This window comes from Nocardioides sp. (genome assembly GCF_036405735.1).
Lineage (GTDB): Bacteria > Actinomycetota > Actinomycetes > Propionibacteriales > Nocardioidaceae > Nocardioides.
Genome location: NZ_DASWXC010000078.1, coordinates 21,062 through 37,956 on the forward strand (window position 1 = coordinate 21,062; position 16,895 = coordinate 37,956).

Annotated in this window: 15 protein-coding genes; 8 read left to right on the top strand and 7 right to left on the bottom strand. The window is 72.2% G+C overall.

The genetic code is table 11. From position 1 onward, the window contains the following. The first annotated feature begins 4 nt into the window (after positions 1-4). Positions 5-1,468 carry an NAD-dependent succinate-semialdehyde dehydrogenase gene (locus VGE38_RS12645; RefSeq protein WP_414690949.1) on the top strand — a complete coding sequence of 488 codons (1,464 nt, stop codon included), beginning with the start codon at positions 5-7 and terminating at the stop codon, positions 1,466-1,468. Between the two features lie 64 nt (positions 1,469-1,532). Here the strand turns inward: VGE38_RS12645 and VGE38_RS12650 are convergent, their stop codons facing one another. Beyond that, positions 1,533-2,114: a TetR/AcrR family transcriptional regulator gene (locus VGE38_RS12650; RefSeq protein ID WP_331142903.1), complete on the bottom strand. Its 582-nt coding sequence runs from the start codon at positions 2,112-2,114 to the stop codon at positions 1,533-1,535. A 128-nt stretch (positions 2,115-2,242) separates the two neighbouring features. Between VGE38_RS12650 and VGE38_RS12655 the strand changes: the two genes are divergently transcribed. The 3 genes from VGE38_RS12655 to VGE38_RS12665 all read left to right on the top strand — a co-directional run bounded on the left by VGE38_RS12655 (position 2,243) and on the right by VGE38_RS12665 (position 6,523). Next, positions 2,243-3,643 carry an APC family permease gene (locus VGE38_RS12655; RefSeq protein ID WP_331142904.1) on the top strand — a complete coding sequence of 467 codons (1,401 nt, stop codon included), beginning with the start codon at positions 2,243-2,245 and terminating at the stop codon, positions 3,641-3,643. 70 nt (positions 3,644-3,713) lie between these two features. After that, entirely contained in the window at positions 3,714-5,087 is a 1,374-nt protein-coding gene (locus VGE38_RS12660; RefSeq protein ID WP_331142905.1) for a flavin monoamine oxidase family protein, read from the top strand. Next, positions 5,087-6,523 (top strand): gamma-aminobutyraldehyde dehydrogenase, encoded by a 1,437-nt coding sequence (locus tag VGE38_RS12665; protein ID WP_331142906.1) that lies wholly within the window; start codon positions 5,087-5,089, stop codon positions 6,521-6,523. The genes VGE38_RS12660 and VGE38_RS12665 overlap by 1 nt, the downstream gene beginning before the upstream one ends. Positions 6,524-6,537: 14 nt before the next feature. On the opposite strand, the gene VGE38_RS12670 is transcribed toward VGE38_RS12665, so the two are convergent. Beyond that, positions 6,538-7,161, bottom strand: a complete 624-nt coding sequence (locus VGE38_RS12670) for a TetR/AcrR family transcriptional regulator (RefSeq protein ID WP_331142907.1) — start codon at positions 7,159-7,161, stop codon at positions 6,538-6,540. Positions 7,162-7,304: 143 nt separating this feature from the next. Between VGE38_RS12670 and VGE38_RS12675 the strand changes: the two genes are divergently transcribed. The 4 genes from VGE38_RS12675 to VGE38_RS12690 all read left to right on the top strand — a co-directional run bounded on the left by VGE38_RS12675 (position 7,305) and on the right by VGE38_RS12690 (position 11,348). After that, entirely contained in the window at positions 7,305-8,228 is a 924-nt protein-coding gene (locus tag VGE38_RS12675) for a nitrilase-related carbon-nitrogen hydrolase (RefSeq protein ID WP_331142908.1), read from the top strand. Next, positions 8,228-9,244 (top strand): agmatine deiminase family protein, encoded by a 1,017-nt coding sequence (locus tag VGE38_RS12680; protein WP_331142909.1) that lies wholly within the window; start codon positions 8,228-8,230, stop codon positions 9,242-9,244. The genes VGE38_RS12675 and VGE38_RS12680 overlap by 1 nt, the downstream gene beginning before the upstream one ends. Before the next feature lie 71 nt (positions 9,245-9,315). After that, positions 9,316-9,876, top strand: a complete 561-nt coding sequence (locus VGE38_RS12685) for a TetR/AcrR family transcriptional regulator (RefSeq protein WP_331142910.1) — start codon at positions 9,316-9,318, stop codon at positions 9,874-9,876. Further along, positions 9,873-11,348, top strand: a complete 1,476-nt coding sequence (locus VGE38_RS12690) for an MFS transporter (protein ID WP_331142911.1) — start codon at positions 9,873-9,875, stop codon at positions 11,346-11,348. The genes VGE38_RS12685 and VGE38_RS12690 overlap by 4 nt, the downstream gene beginning before the upstream one ends. A gap of 68 nt (positions 11,349-11,416) precedes the next feature. Here VGE38_RS12690 and VGE38_RS12695 read toward each other — a convergent pair whose 3' ends face one another. The 5 genes from VGE38_RS12695 to VGE38_RS12715 are packed head-to-tail and all read right to left on the bottom strand — an operon-like array spanning position 11,417 to position 16,839. After that, positions 11,417-13,072, bottom strand: a complete 1,656-nt coding sequence (locus tag VGE38_RS12695; protein ID WP_331142912.1) for an ABC transporter substrate-binding protein — start codon at positions 13,070-13,072, stop codon at positions 11,417-11,419. A gap of 53 nt (positions 13,073-13,125) precedes the next feature. Then, the gene (locus tag VGE38_RS12700; RefSeq protein ID WP_331142913.1) at positions 13,126-13,932 is read right to left on the bottom strand and encodes an ABC transporter ATP-binding protein; all 807 of its coding nucleotides are present in this window, start codon (positions 13,930-13,932) and stop codon (positions 13,126-13,128) included. Continuing rightward, positions 13,932-14,966 carry an ABC transporter ATP-binding protein gene (locus VGE38_RS12705; protein ID WP_331142914.1) on the bottom strand — a complete coding sequence of 345 codons (1,035 nt, stop codon included), beginning with the start codon at positions 14,964-14,966 and terminating at the stop codon, positions 13,932-13,934. Before VGE38_RS12705 ends, VGE38_RS12700 begins: the two co-directional genes overlap by 1 nt. Then, positions 14,963-15,829: an ABC transporter permease gene (locus VGE38_RS12710; RefSeq protein ID WP_331142915.1), complete on the bottom strand. Its 867-nt coding sequence runs from the start codon at positions 15,827-15,829 to the stop codon at positions 14,963-14,965. The genes VGE38_RS12705 and VGE38_RS12710 overlap by 4 nt, the downstream gene beginning before the upstream one ends. Beyond that, the gene (locus tag VGE38_RS12715; RefSeq protein WP_331142916.1) at positions 15,829-16,839 is read right to left on the bottom strand and encodes an ABC transporter permease; all 1,011 of its coding nucleotides are present in this window, start codon (positions 16,837-16,839) and stop codon (positions 15,829-15,831) included. The genes VGE38_RS12710 and VGE38_RS12715 overlap by 1 nt, the downstream gene beginning before the upstream one ends. Between the last annotated feature and the right edge of the window lie 56 nt (positions 16,840-16,895).

The following is a 16,895-nucleotide window of genomic DNA, read 5'->3' on the forward strand; positions in this document are numbered from 1 at the left end:
CGACCTGAGCACCCGTCCCGAGCTCGACCTGATCGAGCGTCTCGCCCCGTCCGCCGGCGTACTGGTCGGCGGCCTGTGGCGACCCGGCTCCGGCGGCGTCTTCGTCGTCGAGGACCCCGCCACCGGCGAGTCGATCGCCCAGGTGTCCGACGGCACCGCCGCCGACGCGACCGCCGCGGTCGACGCGGCCGCCGAGCGCCTCCCGGCGTGGTCGGCCGTGCCGCCGCGCACCCGCAGCGACCTGCTGGCCAAGGTGCGCGAGCTGATGTTGCGCGACGCCGACGAGCTGGCGGCCCTGATCGCCCGTGAGAACGGCAAGTCGCTCACCGACGCGCGTGGTGAGGTGACCTACGCCGCGGAGTTCTTCCGCTGGTACGCCGAGGAGGCGGTGCGGCCCCACGGCGACTTCGGCTCCTCGCCGGCCGGCGGGACCCGCACCGTCGTCACGCACCGGCCGGTCGGTGTAGCGGCGCTCGTCACGCCGTGGAACTTCCCCGCGGCGATGGCGACGCGCAAGATCGCCCCGGCTCTGGCGGCCGGGTGCACCGTGGTCCTCAAGCCGGCCGCCGAGACCCCGCTGACCGCGCTCGCGATCGCCCGGCTGATCGCCGAGGCGGGCATCCCGGACGGCGTCGTCAACGTGGTGCCCACCGTCGACGCCGCCGGCGTGGTGACCGCGTGGCTGGAGGACCCGCGGGTCCGCAAGATCTCCTTCACCGGCTCCACCGGCGTCGGCCGGGTGCTGCTGCGGCAGGCGGCCGACCGGGTCGTCAACGCCTCGATGGAGCTGGGCGGCAACGCGCCGTTCGTCGTGACCGCCTCCGCCGACGTCGCGGCCGCGGTCGAGGGCGCGATGATCGCGAAGTTCCGCAACGGCGGGCAGGCCTGCACGGCGGCCAACCGGTTCTACGTGCACGCCGACGTCGCCGCGGAGTTCACGGCCCGCCTCGGCGCCCGGGTCGAGGCGCTCCGGGTCGGTCCGGCCGACGCCGGGGGCGAGATCGGTCCGCTCATCTCGGCCAAGGCGCTGGCCGGGGTCACCCGGCTGGTGGACGAGGCCGTGCAGCGCGGCGCGGTGGTGGCCCACCAGGCCAAGGTGACGACCACCGGCGGGCACTTCTATCCGCCGACCGTGCTCACCGGCGTGGCGGCCGACGACCCGCTCGTCGCCGAGGAGATCTTCGGTCCCGTGGCGCCGGTCGTGGTGTTCAACGACCTCGACGAGCTCTTCGCCACCGTCAACCTCAGCGAGTACGGCCTGGCGGCCTACGTCTACGCCGAGCTGGCCGAGGCGCTGCGCGTCGCGGAGCGGCTGGAGGCCGGCATGGTCGGCGTCAACCGCGGCCTGGTCTCGGACCCGTCCGCGCCGTTCGGCGGCGTGAAGCAGAGCGGCCTGGGCCGGGAGGGCGCCCGTGCCGGGCTCGAGGAGTACCTGGAGCCCCAGTACTTCAGCGTCGACTGGTCCTGACCCGTCCGGTGACCGTCTGGTGACCGTCTGGTGACGGCAGCTGCTCGGCGGCGCGTGGCCTCGGCTACGCGCCGCCGAGCAGCGCCCGCGTGTGCTCGAGGGCGCCGGCGCGCAGGGCTGTGCCGCCGCCGGTGACGATCCCGACGCTGAACCCGTCCCACATCGCCCGCAACCGCTCGGAGACGAGCTCGCCGTCGCGCACGCTCGGCTCGACCGCCGCGAGTACGGCGACCAGGTCGGCGTGCCAGGCGGCGTCGAGGCCACGCTGCGCCTCCGCCAGCTCCGGATGGTAGGGAGCGCGCGCCCACAGCTCCAGCCACAGCTGCCAGCGCGGATCGCGCTCGTCGTGCGCGAGGTAGATCTCCGCGAAGGTCACGACCGCCTCCCGGTCGACCGGCCCGGCGGCCGCCTTCTCGAGGATCGGCGCCCGGTCGACGGCGTACTCCGACTCGCTCCACCGCAGCGTCTCCAGCAGCAGGCTGTCGCGGGTCCCGAAGTAGTAGAGCAGGTGCCCCCCGCTGGTGCCGAGTCGCGCGGCCACCGCGGCGATCGTCAGCTTTCCGAGTCCCTCGTCGGCGATCATCTCGAGCGCAGCCGTCAGCACCTGCTCACGGTCCAGGCGCCGGTTGGTTCGTGATCGCGGCATCCGACGGCCTCCTTCGAAAAAATCTGGCGGAATGACTTGACTCTAGCGGTGACGTCAGTCACTTTGAATGCTGTTCAATTGTTTGTACGGCGTTCAAAGAGGCGTCGCCATCCGAAAGTGAGTCCCGTATGACGGAGTCGTTGACGCTCGACAACGCCGAGGAGTCCGAGCCGAAGCGCGCCTCCCTGGCGCGCGTGCTGAGCCCCGCCGGCGGCGTGCTGCTGGTGCTCTCCTGCATCACGCCGGCCTCGAGCCTGTTCATCATCGTCCCCGAGGTGCTCGCCTCGCAGGGCAGCGGCGCCGTGCTGACGATCATCGCCGGCCTCGTGATCTCGGTCGCCGTCGGCGCCTGCTACGCCGAGCTCGGCACGCGCATGGCCAGCTCCGGCGGCGAGTACGCGATGGTGACCCACACCATCGGCAAGGCCGCGGGCTGGGTCACCTTCTCCCTCTCCGCCGTCCTGCTGTGGATCATCCCGCCGGTGATCGCGCTGGGCACGGCCGACTACCTCGCCGACCTGTTCACGGTCGACCGTGGCGTGGCCGCGGCGGTCGTCATGCTGCTGGCCACCGGTGTCGCACTGCTCGACATCCGGGCCAACGCCCTGGTCACCGGCCTGTTCCTGGGCCTGGAGATCCTCGCGGCCGTCCTCGTCGCCGCCCTCGGCCTGGTCAACATCGAGCGTGGCCCCGGCGAGCTGGTCTCCTCGCACATCATCGGCAGCAACGGCCTGGAGCCGTTCACGCTCGCGATCCTGGTCTCCGGGCTGGCGGTCGGCATCTTCGTCGTGAGCGGCTTCAGCACCGCGGCGTACCTCGCCGAGGAGCTGGTCGAGCCGCGCCGCAACGTCCCGCGCGTCGTGTTCTGGTCGCTCGGCCTGGGCGGCATGGTCATCCTGATCCCGACCATCACCACCGTGCTCGCCGTCGACGACCTCGGCGAGCTCGCCACCGGCGACTTCTCCGGCTGGGTCCGCGCCTGGGGCGGCGACAACGTCGCCGTGGCCGTCAACCTCGGGATCGCCATCGCCATCCTCAACGCGGTCATCGTGATGGTGCTGCAGAACGCCCGTGTCCTGTACTCCTCGGGTCGTGACCGCTCCTGGCCCGTCCCGGTCAACCGCGCCCTGACGAAGCTCAACGAGGGCTACAACGCTCCCTGGCTGGCGACCCTGGCGATCGGCGTGCCCGGTGCGGTGTTCGCCTACGCCATCGACATCGAGGCGCTGCTCGGCATCACCTCGGTCATCCTCGCGAGCCTCTACGTCCTGATCGCGTTCGCCGCGCTGTGGGTCCGCCGTCAGGCGACCACGGCCGAGGAGGGCTCGATCTGGAAGATGCCGCTGTGGCCCGTGCCGCCGCTGCTCGTGATCTTCGCGGTCGGCTACGCCCTCACCGGCTCGGCCCGCACCGACGTGCTCGTCACCGCGAGCATCGTGGCGGTCGCTCTCCTCTACTACGTCGGCTACCTCGCCCGGCGCCCACAGGAGCGCTTCGTCGTCGTCAATCCCTCCGACGACGCCGCCTGACCCCCCTCAGGAGCGGGCGCAGGCACCCCTGCGCCCGCTCCGCCCCCAGAATGTGATCGGAGAACTTCCCTTGAACACCCATGACGTGATCGTGATCGGCGCCGGCGTCACCGGCCTGACGGCCGCCTGGAGGCTGACCCAGGCCGGCCAGGACGTGGTCGTGCTGGAGGCACGCGAGCGCGTCGGCGGCCGCCTGCTGACGGAGTGCCACGCCTACCAGGACGGCACCGACGGCGCCGCCGACTTCGAGGTCGGCGGCCAGTGGGTCTCGCCGGACCAGGAGGCGCTGCTCGCGATGATCGACGAGCTCGGGCTGGAGACCTTCCCGCGCTACCGCGCCGGCGACTCCCTCTATGTCGACCGCGCCGGCGAGGCGCGCCGCTTCGAGGTCGACCTCCCGGTCGCGGAGAGCACGGCAGCCGCGATCGACCAGCTGACCAAGACCCTCGACGGCCTGGCCGCCGAGATGGACCCGGACCGGCCGTGGGAGCACCCCGACGCCGTCCACCTCGACAGCGTGTCCTTCCGTGCCTGGCTCGAGCAGCAGTGCGACGACGTGGAGGCCTGCGACAACATCGCGCTCTACGTCGGCCCGGCGATGCTGACCAAGCCGGCGCACTCCTTCTCGGCGCTGCAGGCGCTGCTGATGGCGGCCAGCGCCGGCTCCTTCAGCAACCTCGTCGACGCCGACTTCATCCTCGACCGGCGGGTGGCCGGCGGACTGCAGTCGGTGCCGCTCGCCCTGGCGGACCGCCTGGGCGACCGCATCCGGACCGGTCAGGACGTCACGAGCGTCGAGTGGGACGAGGAGGGCGCCGTGGTCCGCGTCGGCGGCGAGTCCTACCGCGGCCGTCGCGTGATCGTGGCGGTCCCGCCGACCGTCGTACGGCGGATCCGGTTCTCCCCGGAGCTGCCGGCCGAGCACCGCATGGCGCGCGAGCACCAGTCCTTCGGCCTCGTGATCAAGGTGCAGGCGCAGTACGACCGGCCGTTCTGGCGCGAGGCGGGTCTCAGCGGCACCGGCTTCGGCCCGTACCAGCTCGTCCACGAGGTCTACGACAACACCCCCGCCGACGACCCGCGCGGGTTCCTGGTCGGCTTCGTCTCCGACGTCCTGGCCGACGAGGTCGGGCGGCTCTCGGCGACCGAGCGCAGGGAGCGGGTCCTGGCGTCGCTGGCGGCCTACTTCGGCGAGGCGGCCCTCACGCCGGCGACCTACGTCGAGAGCGACTGGCAGCACCAGGAGCTCACCGGCGGCGCCTACGGCACCAGCTTCGACCTCGGCGGCCTGACCCGCTACGGCGCGGCGCTCCACGAGCCGCTCGGCCCGATCGAGTTCGGCAGCAGCGACATCGCCGGCCACGGCTTCCAGCACGTCGACGGAGCGATCCGCATCGGTGCCCGGATCGCCGGCCGGATCCTCGACACCACGAAGGAGAACTGATGAACCTCCCCGCGAACGTCATCGGCAACGTCATCGACGGCCGGCTCGTGCCGGCCGCCGACGGCGCCACCACCGAGCTGGTCGACCCGGCGACCGGCAAGGTCTTCGCCACCGCGGCGCTCTCCCGCGAGGCCGACGTGGACGCGGCGTACGACGCCGCCACCCGGGCCTTCCCGCAGTGGCGCCGGCTCACCCCGGCCGCCCGGCAGCACCACCTGCTGGCGCTCGTCGACGCGCTCAGCGCCCGGGTGGACGACCTGGTCGAGGCCGAGGTCGCCAACACCGGGAAGCCGGTCGAGCTCACCCGGACCGAGGAGATCCTCACCGGCATCGACCACCTGCGGTTCTTCGCCGGGCTGGCCCGGTCGCTCGAGGGCACCTCGGCGGGGGAGTACCTCGAGGGCCACACCTCCTACGTCCGCCGCGAGCCGGTGGGTGTCGTGGGCCAGGTGGCGCCGTGGAACTACCCCTTCATGATGACGATCTGGAAGATCGCCCCTGCCCTCGCCGCCGGCAACACCGTCGTGCTCAAGCCCTCCGACACGACTCCGGCCACGGCCGCGCTGGTCGGCGAGATCGCCGCCTCAGTGCTGCCGGCGGGCGTGCTCAACGTCGTGTGCGGCGACCGCGACACCGGCCGGCTCGTCGTCGGCCACCCGGCGGCGGCGATGGTGTCCATCACCGGCTCCACCGGCGCGGGCCGCCAGGTGGCGGCCAGCGCCGCCGAGGGCCTCAAGCGGGCCCACCTCGAGCTGGGCGGGAAGGCGCCGGCGATCGTGTTCCCCGACGCCGACCTGGACGCCGCCGTCGACGGCATCGTCACGGGGGCGTTCTTCAACGCCGGCCAGGACTGCACCGCCGTGACGCGGATCCTGGTGGCCGAGGAGGTCGCCGACAGCTTCACCGAGCGGTTCGTCGCCGCGGTCAAGGAGATCCACACCGGCCCGCCGGCCGACGAGACCGCGTTCTACGGCCCCCTCAACAACGCCGACCAGTTCGCCCGCGTCAGCGGTGTCGTCGCCGGTCTGCCCGACCATGCCGAGGTGCTGGTGGGCGGTCACCGGGTCGGGGAGGACGGCTTCTTCTACGCGCCGACCGTCGTGGCCGGCGTACGCCAGGACGACCCGGTCGTGCAGGAGGAGACCTTCGGCCCCGTCGTCACGATCCAGCGCTTCCGCGACGAGGAGGAGGCCCTGGAGCTGGCCAACGGCGTCCCGTTCGGCCTCGCCTCGAGCGTCTGGACCCGTGACCACGCCACGGCGCACCGGTGCTCGGTCGAGCTCGACTTCGGGTGCGTGTGGGTCAACACCCACATTCCGCTCGTCGCCGAGATGCCCCACGGCGGGTTCAAGCAGAGCGGCTACGGCAAGGACCTCTCCCACTACGGGCTCGAGGACTACACGCGCGTGAAGCACGTGATGCACGCGTTCGGCTGAGGAGCCGGCCGCGGCTACCTCGCCGCGGCGCCCGGCCCGAGCCCGCCCAGGCCCCCCAGCAGGAGGTCGATACCGAGCTCGAAGGCCCGGTCCGCGCGATCCCGTCCCGAGGCTGCGGAACGGATCGCGCGGACCAGCTCCGGCGCCTCGGCCTGGTCGGCGTCCCACACTGCGTCGGGCGCCACCAGGTCGAGGGCCGAGCCGATCACGAAGCTGTCCAGGACCGTGATGACGTCGAGCAGGCGCCCCTCCTCGAGACCCGCCGCGGACAGCACGCGCGCGAGGTCGTCGTAGATCCGCATGACGTCGCGAGCCGACACGGTCTGCGCGGTGAGCATCGGGATCAGGCGGGGATGGCGCGCGAACGCGTCGCGATAGGCGCGCAGCGCCCGGCGGATGCTCGTCTCCCAGTCGGCCCCCGGTGACGACGCGATGGTCGGCACCTCCCGGAACACCGCCGACCGCATCGCCTCGACGATCTGCGCCTTGCCCGCGAGGTGGTTGTAGAGCGAGGAGGGTCGTACGCCGAGCGAGGCCGCGACGCCGGCGACGGTGAACTCGCCCGCGCTGTCGACCAGCGCCAGGGCCGCCTCGGCGATCCGTTCGACCGAGAGCAGCGGCGTGGACGGCCGTCCCATCGCCACCTCCGCATGCCGGTCGGGGCGCTCCGCGCGCCCGTCCCGGTCATGCTACTAGAAAACGAACGACATTCGGTTTACGGTGGGGTGCCGGCTCTGGTGGCCGGTCCCGACTGCCCCTGACACACCCGAAGGAAAGACCCGTGCGCATCATCACCGCCGACGCCCTGCCCTCTCCGGCGCGCGTCGAAGGCCCCCAACGGGGCTCGCTCCGCGTGGCCCTCGTCCAGCACTCCTGGCGCGCGGACGCCGACGAGCTCCGCACCGTCCTCGACAACGCGATCGGCGCGGCGGCGAGCGCGGGGGCGAAGGTCGTCTTCCTCCCCGAGCTGACCCTGTCGAAGTACCCGGCGTTCGAGGAGCCGACGGGCACGCCCTCGGACACGGCGGAGGACCTGGTGTCGGGCCCCACCGCTCGCTTCGCGGCCGAGGCGGCTCGTCGGCATGGCGTCTTCGTGCACGCCTCGCTGTACGAGAAGGAGGACCCGGCCGGCGACGGCCTCGGCTTCAACACCGCGATCCTCGTCGACCCGGCCGGGCAGCTCGTGGCCCGCACCCGCAAGACGCACATCCCGGTCACCGAGGGCTATGTGGAGGACAAGTACTTCCGCCCGGGCCCGGCTTCCGACGCCTACCCGGCCCACGAGGTCGACGCGCTCGGACTGACCCTGGGCATGCCGACCTGCTGGGACGAGTGGTTCCCCGAGGTCGCCCGGCTCTACGCCCTCGGCGGCGCCGACGTGCTGGCCTACCCGACGGCGATCGGCTCAGAGCCGGACCACCCGGAGTTCGACACCCGGCCGCTGTGGCAGCAGGTGATCATCGGGCACGCGATCGCCAACGGCCTCTTCGTCGTGGTCCCGAACCGCACCGGCGACGAGGGCCGGATCGCCTTCTACGGCTCCTCCTTCATCGCCGACCCCTACGGCCGCGTGCTGGCGCAGGCGCCGCGGGACGAGGAGGCCGTGCTCGTCGCCGACCTGGACCTGGACCAGCGACGGGACTGGCTGTCCCTCTTCCCGTTCCTGCGCACCCGCCGTCCGGACACCTACGCGGGGCTGGCGTGATGACGGCGAGCGCGGCCGGCTCGTGGCGCATGCCGGCGGAGACCGCCGAGCACGACGGCACCTGGATGGCCTGGCCGTCCTCCGGCTACACGCTGGGCGACACGACGGCCGAGGCGGACGAGGCGCGGGCGACCTGGGCGGCGGTCGCTCACGCGGTGCTGCAGTTCGAGCCGGTCCGCATGGTCGTCGACCCCTCGGCGGTGGCGACGGCACGGCAGTGGCTGAGCCGCGACGTCGAGATCTTCGAGGCGCCGCTGGACGACGCCTGGATGCGCGACATCGGGCCGACCTTCGTCGTCGGCGAGCAGGGCCTCGGTGCCGTCGACTGGGTGTTCAACGGCTGGGGCGCCCAGGAGTGGGCGTCCTGGGAGAACGACGCGCGGGTCGGACGTCTCGTCGCGGAATGGGCAGGAGCGACGCTGGTCGACTCCGGGCTGGTGAACGAGGGCGGCGGCATCCATGTCGACGGCGCGGGAACCGTGGTCGTCACGCGCACCGTGCAGCTCGACCCCGGCCGCAACCCGGCGTGGAGCGCCGCGCAGGTGGAGGCGGAGCTGCGCCGCACCCTCGGCGTACGGGACGTGGTGTGGCTCGAGCGCGGGCTCGCCCGCGACTACGAGGAGTTCGGGACCCGCGGCCATGTCGACATGCTGGCCGTCCTGCCGGAGCCGGGCACCGTCCTCGTGCATGCCCAGCAGGACGAGCAGCACCCCGACCACGTGGTGAGCGCCGAGCTGCGTCGCGCCTTCGGCGACGGCTGGCGCATCGTGGACCTGCCGGCGCCCCAGCGCCTCCAGGACGATGAGGGCTGGGTCGACCACAACTACGTCAACCACTACGTCTGCAACGGGGCCGTCGTGGCCTGCGCCTTCGACGACCCGCACGACGCGGTCGCCCGCGCCCTGCTCGCCGAGGCCTACCCCGGCCGTGAGGTGGTCGCGGTGGACGCGCGTCCGCTGTTCGAGCGCGGTGGCGGCATCCACTGCATCACCCAGCAGCAGCCGCGGGTGCGGTAGGCCGGCCGACGACGTGCGCCATCGGTGTTCCATGTGAGACAGTGATGTCTCATATTGAGGGGGGAACACCGATGGCCAGTCGCGACAGCATCCTGTCGGCCGCGCAGCGGCAGCTGAACCAGGACCCCACCGCGTCGATGGCGGTGGTGGCCGAGGCGGCCGGCGTCGGCCGCGCCACGTTGCATCGCCACTTCGCCACCCGGGAGGCCCTGCTGACCGAGATCGGCACGCGCTCGCTCGACCGTTGGCAGTCACACCTGGACGAGCGTGACGTGGCCGCCGTGGCCGCCTCGGCGGATCCCGGGCGGATCGCCGAGTGTCTCGCCGCCCTGATCCGCGACTTCGTGGCGGACGCGGACGACTTCGGCTTCGCCCTGACCGACACCTACATGTGCGCCGAACCGGCCCTGACGGCGCGGGCCGAGGCCCTGTTCGCCCGTGAGGTCGAGCTGTACGCCGCCGCCCAGGCCGCCGGCGTGCTGCGCGGTGACGTGTCGGCGCGCTGGATCGGCCACGCGATCTACGGCCTGCTCGTGGCCGCCCGCGACGCCATCCGCGCGGGAGACGTCGCGCGGCGGGATCTCGATGGCGTCGTGCTCTCGACCTTCCTGACGGGAGGCGCGGCGCGATGACCACGCTCGCCCACCCGCCGGTCACCGGGACGCGGCGCTGGGCCGGCCTGGCGGTCCTCGCCGCCAGCCTGCTCGTCGTCGTGGTGGACATGACGGTGCTCAACGTCGCCCTGCCCGAGATCACCCTCGCGGTCGACGCGGGGCCCGTCGCCCAGCTGTGGATCGTCGACGCGTACTCGCTGGTCCTCGCCGGGCTGCTCGTCCCCGTCGCCGCCATCGCCGACAGGTGGGGGCGGCGCCGTACCCTGCTGTGCGGCTTCACGCTCTTCGGTGCCGCCTCGGCCGCCGTCGTCCTCGCCGAGACGCCCGGCGCGGTGATCGCCATCCGCCTGGCGCTCGGCGTCGGCGGCGCCATGATCATGCCGGCGACGCTGTCGCTCCTGCGCGCGCTGTTCCCCGACCCCACCGAACGTGCCTTCGCGCTGGGGATCTGGAGTGCCACCGCCGCGGCCGGCGCCGCGCTGGGCCCCCTGGTCGGCGGGCTGCTGCTGGAGGTCTTCGGCTGGCACGCGGCGTTCCTGGTCAACGTCCCGATCATGGCGGTGGCCGTCGTCGCCGGGTGGTGCCTGCTGCCGGAGAGCCGTTCGGAGCGCCCCGGCCGCGTCGACGCGACCGGCGTGCTGCTCTCTCTCACCACGATGTCGGCGCTCGTCTTCGCGGCCAAGCACGTCGGTGAGGCAGGCGTGGACCTGGTGGCCGCCGGACTGGTCGCGCTGGGCACCGGTGCGGGTGTCGCCTTCGTGCGGCGGTGCCTGCGCCAGCCCGACCCGATGCTCGCCGTCCGTCTGTTCGGCGACCGCGTCTTCCGGGCCGGCGTGATCACCGCACTGGTGAGCAGTGTGGCCCTGACCGCCCTGCTGCTCGTCGGCGCCCAGTGGTTGCAGCTGGTGCGCGGCTTCTCGCCACTGACGGCAGGAGTGGCGCTGCTGCCGCTGGCGCTCGGCGGCCTGGTCGGACCGCCGCTGGCGCCGGCGCTGGCCCGCCGGGTCGGCGTACGTCCGGTGCTCGTCGGCGGGCTGCTCGCCCTCGCGCTCGGCATGCTGATCCTCGTCGCGCTCCCGCGACCCATGTCGTACGCCGGCGTCGGGGTCGCCCTGCTCGTGGTCGGCGTCGGCACCGCGGCCCTCGGCCTCGCCTCCGCGCTCATCATGGGCGCGGCTCCCGAGCACGAGGCCGGATCGGCGGCCGCCGTGGAGGAGATGTCGTACGAGATCGGGGCGGTGCTGGGCGTGAGTGTGCTCGGCAGCGCGGCGGGCGCGGTCTACCGCGCCGGCCTGCCGGCGGACGCGCCCGCGATCGTCGGCGACTCGGTCGGCCACGCCCTCGGCACGTCGTTCGCCGCGGCGGCGTCCGAGGCCTTCACCGTCGGCTTCGCGGCCGTCGGACTGCTCGGGGGACTCGCCGCGCTGGCTGCGGCCGTCGTCGTGCATCGGCAGCTGCCTGCCGACCTCGACCTGTCGCTCGAGCACTGACGCGGGACTGATCGAGGAACGCCAAGGGGCGTGCCCGGTGTCGGACACGCCCCTTGTCGGAGGTGGTACTACTGGCCGGTCCCACCGATGTGGGCCGCCCACGGGTAGAAGGTGTAGTTGAACGCGGCCGGTGCGCCGGTGATCCGGTTGTTCTGCCACACGGCGTTGTCCTGGTACATGCCGGGGGTCATCGGCAGCAGGTCCTCGCGCAGCTTCCGCTCCATGTCGGCGGCGAGCTTGGCGCGCTCACCCTCGTCCTCGGTGGCGACGGCCTGGGCGAACAGGTCGTCGACGCCGTCGTAGCCGTACGGGTTGAACGAGCCGCCGGTCACCGCGGTGATCTGCATCCAGTCCAGCGGGTTCGGGATGTTGGGCCAGAACGTCGTGTAGAGGATGTCGGTGGTGCCCCGCGTCTTCGGGTCGTAGAGGTAGTTCGTGTACTGGTTGGCCGGAACCACCTTGAGCTCGAACTTCAGCCCCAGCTCGTCGGCGGCCGCCTTGACCGCGACGCCGAGCTGCTGGGTCTCGTTCTGCTCGGGCACCACCATCGTGATCTGCTGGCCGAGCGCCGCCGGCGTGGCGTCCTCGAGCGCCTTCTTGGCGGCCGCGAGGTCGGGCTCGCCGGTCGTCTCGAACTCCTCGGCCAGCGCGGACAGCTCCTCGGCGGCGAAGCCGTAGGACGCCTCGGCCGTCTGCAGCGGCGCCGGGCCGCCGACACCGCCGAAGGCCTGCTCGGCGATGCCGCGCCAGTCGGTGGCGGCGTGCAGTGCCTTGCGGATCGCCGGGTCGCTCATCGCGCCCTTCGGGTTGGGGTAGAACAGCGAGACCACGAGCGGGGCCGGACCGAACGTCAGCTCGCCCGCGTCGCTGTTCATCAGCTGACCGGTCGCAGCGGCCGGAGGCGCGTAGGTGCCGTCGATCTCGCCCGAGAGCAGGGCGGAGGTGATCGCGGTGTCGTCGGTGAGGAACGTGAACTTCAGCTGCTTGGTCTTCGGCATCCGCTCGGCGTCCCAGTAGCCGTCGTACCGGGTCAGCGTGATGGCGTCACCCTGCTTCCAGGACTCGAACTGGAAGGGGCCGGTGCACATCAGGCCGCCCTTGGGGGTGCCGATGTCCTCGGCGTGCGCGTCGAGGAACTTCTTCTGCACGACGACGCCGGCGTAGCTGGCCAGCTGGTCGTTGAAGAGGTAGTTCGGGGTCTTCAGCTTGACCGTCACCTGGTGGGTGCCCGTCGCGGTCACCGACTTCACCGGGGTGTAGAGGTAGTGCTGGAAGGAGGTCGGGTCCTTCAGGCTGTGGTTCATCGACGCGGCGACGTCCTCGGCCGTCATCGGCGAGCCGTCCCAGAAGGTCACGTCGTCGCGCAGGTCGTAGACCCAGGTGAGCGGGTCGGGGTTCTCGAAGGACTTCGCCAGGTTCGGCTCGATCTCGAACTCCGGGGTCTGCTTGAGCAGCGTCTCGCACATGTTCGAGTTGATCATGTTGGGCGCGTAGTCGGCCGAGTTGAACGGGTTGAGCGTCCAGGGCTCACCCTGGAACACGTTCCAGCTGACCGAGTCGACCTCGGTGGTGGGCTCGGGGGTCGTCGTCGTGAGCTCGTAGGAGAGCCGGCGGTCCGAGGGCTCGCGCTCCGGCGGGCCACCGCCGCAGGCGGCGAGCAGGCCGCCGGCGAGGATCGCCGCCCCGGTGACGGCCCCGAGCCGACGAGGAAGAGTGAGGTTCATCGATTTCTCCATGGGGTTGGTGGCTCCGGTGGGAGCCCGGGTGGACGGCTCGCTCAGCTCCGCGGTCCGGACGTGGACATCGGGTCCCAGCCCGGTGTCGGGACGCTGTCGCGAAGGAGCCGGGTGTAGGGATGAACCGGCTGGTCGAGCACCTGGGCGGTGGGCCCCTGCTCGACGACGGTGCCGTGACGCATGACGATCGTGTCGTCGGTGATCTGCCGGACGACCGCGAGGTCGTGGCTGATGAACAGATAGCTGATCCCGCGTTGTGCGCGGATGTCAGCCAGCAGGTTGAGGATCTGGGCCTGGATGGAGACGTCGAGTGCGGAGACCGCCTCGTCCAGGATCAGGACCTCCGGCTCAGCGGCCAGCGCGCGTGCGATCGCGACGCGCTGCCGCTGTCCGCCCGAGAGGCGTGAGGGCAGCGCACCGAGCTGCCGGTCGTCGAGCCCGACCAGCGCGGCCAGCTCGTCGACGCGCCGACGGACCTCGCGGGTGTCGGACCCGGCGTGGATCCGCACGACCTCGGCGAGGCAGTCGACGATCCGCTGGCGCCGGTCCAGCGAGGTGTAGGGGTCTTGGAAGACGATCTGGATCTCGCGTCCACGGCGCCGCAGGTCCTTGGTGCGCCGCGCCGGAGCCGTGCGGTCCTCGCCCCGGAACCGGATGGTGCCGGAGGTCGGGCGCTCCAGGCCGATGATCATGCGGGCGGTGGTCGACTTGCCCGAGCCCGACTCGCCGACGATCCCCAGCGAGCCGCCCGCGGGGAGGTCGAAGGACACCTCCGAGACGGCGAGCGCCTGCTGCTTGCCCGAGCCGAACCGCTTCGACAGCTCGTGGACCGAGAGCACGGGTGTCATCACTCCACCTCCGCAGTGGCAGGGAGCAGGTGCTCCGGGGCGTCGGGCGCAAGGGGGTCCAGGAGGGTGCCGCGCAGCTCCTCGGCGAAGAGGCAGCGGCTGGCGCCGGCCCCGACCGGAACGATCGGCGGGGTCTCGGTGCGACAGACGTCCTGCGCGAAGCGGCACCGTGGCGCGAAGCTGCAGCCCGGCGGCGCCTCGTACGCCGTGGTCGGGCTGCCCGGGATCGCCAGCAGTCGCTCGGCGCGCTGGTGGATCTCGGGCCGCGCCTGCATCAGCGCCGCGGTGTAGGGGTGCAGCGGGTCGTCGTGCAGCGACCGGGTCGGCTGTGTCTCGACGACCTCGCCGGCATACAGCACGATCGTCTCGTCGCAGACCGATGCGGCCAGGTCGAGGTCGTGGGTGATGAGCATCATCGCCATGCCGTACTCGCGCTGCATCCGGATCAGGATCCGCATCACCTCCGCCTGGGTGGTGACGTCGAGCGCAGTGGTCGGCTCGTCGGCGAGCACCAGGCGCGGGCGCGCCGCCACGGCGGCCGCGATCATCACCCGCTGCAGCAGCCCGCCCGACAGCTCGTGCGGGTACTGCCGCATCCGCCGCTCCGGGTCGGGGATCCCGACCTCCTCCAGCAGGCCGGCGGCCGTGCGCTCCGCTCGGCGCCGCGGGACGCGGTCGTTGATGACCATCGACTCGGTGAGGAAGTCGCCGATGCGGCGCAGCGGGTTCGTGTAGGCACGTGGGTCCTGGAAGATCATCGCCACGTCGGAGGCGCGGTAGCGGCGCAGCGCGCTGCCCCGCAGGTCGAGCACCTCCTGGTCGGCGAAGCGGATCCGGCCGGAGACGCGGGCTCCGTCGGGGAGCAGCCGGGACACGGCGCGGACCGTCATCGACTTGCCCGAGCCGGACTCGCCGACCAGACCGACGGTCTGGCCCTCCTGGACGCTGAAGGACACGTCCCGCAGAACGGTGCGCGGCGTCCCCGAGACCTGGAGGTCCACGGTGAGGTTCTCCACGGACAGCAGCGGGCTCATCGGGTGGCCTCCGATCGGGTCAGCAGACGGTCGCCGAGCGTGTTGACGGCGGCCACCGTCGCGACGATCAGGGCGCTCGCGAACAGCGCCTCGTTGGGGGCGCCCTGGAGGACGCCGGACAGGCCGCCTCCGACGATGGCGCCCCAGTCGGCCGTGGGCGGCTGGACGCCGAAGCCGATGAAGGAGAGGGCGGCGAGGTCGATCAGCGCCCAGCCGAAGCACAGCGTCGCGTTGGCGACGACGAGACCGGCGACGTTGGGCAGGATGTGGCGCGCCGAGATCGCGAAGCCGGGCAGCCCCTGCACCCGCAGCGCGGCGACGTAGGGCAGGTTGCGCTCCTGCAGGGCGGCACTGCGGACGACACGGGCGACGTAGGGCAGGTAGGCGACCGACAGCGCCAGCACCGCCGCGGTGAGGCCGGCACCGAAGAGCGCGGCGGCCAGGATCGCGAGCAGGATGCCGGGGAACGCGAACACCGCGTCGATGAAGCGGACCGCGAGCGAGTCGACCCAGCCGCCGAACCACACGGCGGTCAGGCCCAGCACGGTCCCCAGCAGGGTGGCGATGAGCACGACGAAGAGCGGGCCGAGGAGCGCGGTGCGCGATCCGTACACGAGACGAGCGAGCAGGTCGCGGCCCGAGGCGTCGGTGCCGAGCGGGAACCAGCGGCCCGGCGGCTCGTAGGCGTAGCTGAGGTCGACCGCGTTGGGATCGGCGGCGACGAGGAACGGGCCGACGGTCGCCATCAGGGCGACGAGGACGAGCACACCGAGCGAGACCTGTCCGCCGGCGCCGAGCCCGGTGGGCCAGATCCGCAGCGGCCGGCGCCGGGTGGCGCGGCTGGTGGTGGCGATGGCGGACATCAGCCCTTCTTTCCGAGCGAGATGCGGGGATCGAGCAGCGTGTAGGCCAGGTCGATCACGGTGTTGAGGAGGATGAACGCGCCGACGTAGATCAGGCAGATCGCCTGGACCACGGGGAAGTCCTTCTTCTGCACGGAGTCGACGAGGAACTGGCCCAGCCCGCCGAGCTGGAAGATCTGCTCGATCACGACGCTCCCGGCGATGAGGCCGGCGACCGTCAGGCCGGCGACCGTCAGCACCGGTACGGCGGCGTTGCGGATGACGTGCCGGCGGATCACGAACCGGTAGGGCAGCCCCCGCGAGATCGCCGTCTGCACGTGCTCGGACCGCAGTTCGGCGCGGATGGCCGACTGGGTGAGCCGCGCGACGTACGCGATCGAGGCCAGCGCCAACGCGACGGCCGGCAGCAGGAAGTGGTGCAGCCGGTCCCAGCCGCCGTCCCCGGTCCCGTAGCTGGGGAACCAGCCGAGGCGCACCACGAAGATCAGCATCAGTACGACGGAAGCCACGAAGCCCGGCACGGCCATCAGTCCGGTGGCGCCGGCGAGGAGGGTGCGCGCGAGCCGACCGGGTCGCAGGCCGGCCAGGAGGCCGACCGCGAGGCCGAGGGTCAGGACGAGGACGGCGGTGACGCCGAGCAGTGTCACGGTGTTGACGACGCGCTGGCCGAGCAGTGCGGCCACCGAGTCGTTGAAGATGATCGAGGTGCCGAAGTCTCCGGTCAGCACCCCGCCCAACCAGCCGAAGTACTGCACCAGGAACGGCTCGTCGAGGTGGTACTGGCTCTCGAGCTGGGCGATCGCCTCCGGGGTGACCGAGCGGCCCTGCGTGAGGAAGGAGATCGGCGAGCCGGGTGCGAGGTGGAGCCCCCCGAACACGACGAAGCTCGCCAGCAGCATCGTGCCGGCCATGCCGAGCAGGCGCCTGACCACGATCGACAGGGCCGGCCCCCAGGATCGTTTCGACGGCGGGGCGCCGACAGCGGGAACCGCCGACGAGACGTGGGTCATGACAACTCCGATCGGTGCAGCACGGTGTGGCTGGCTGGCTGGCTGGCTGGCTGGCT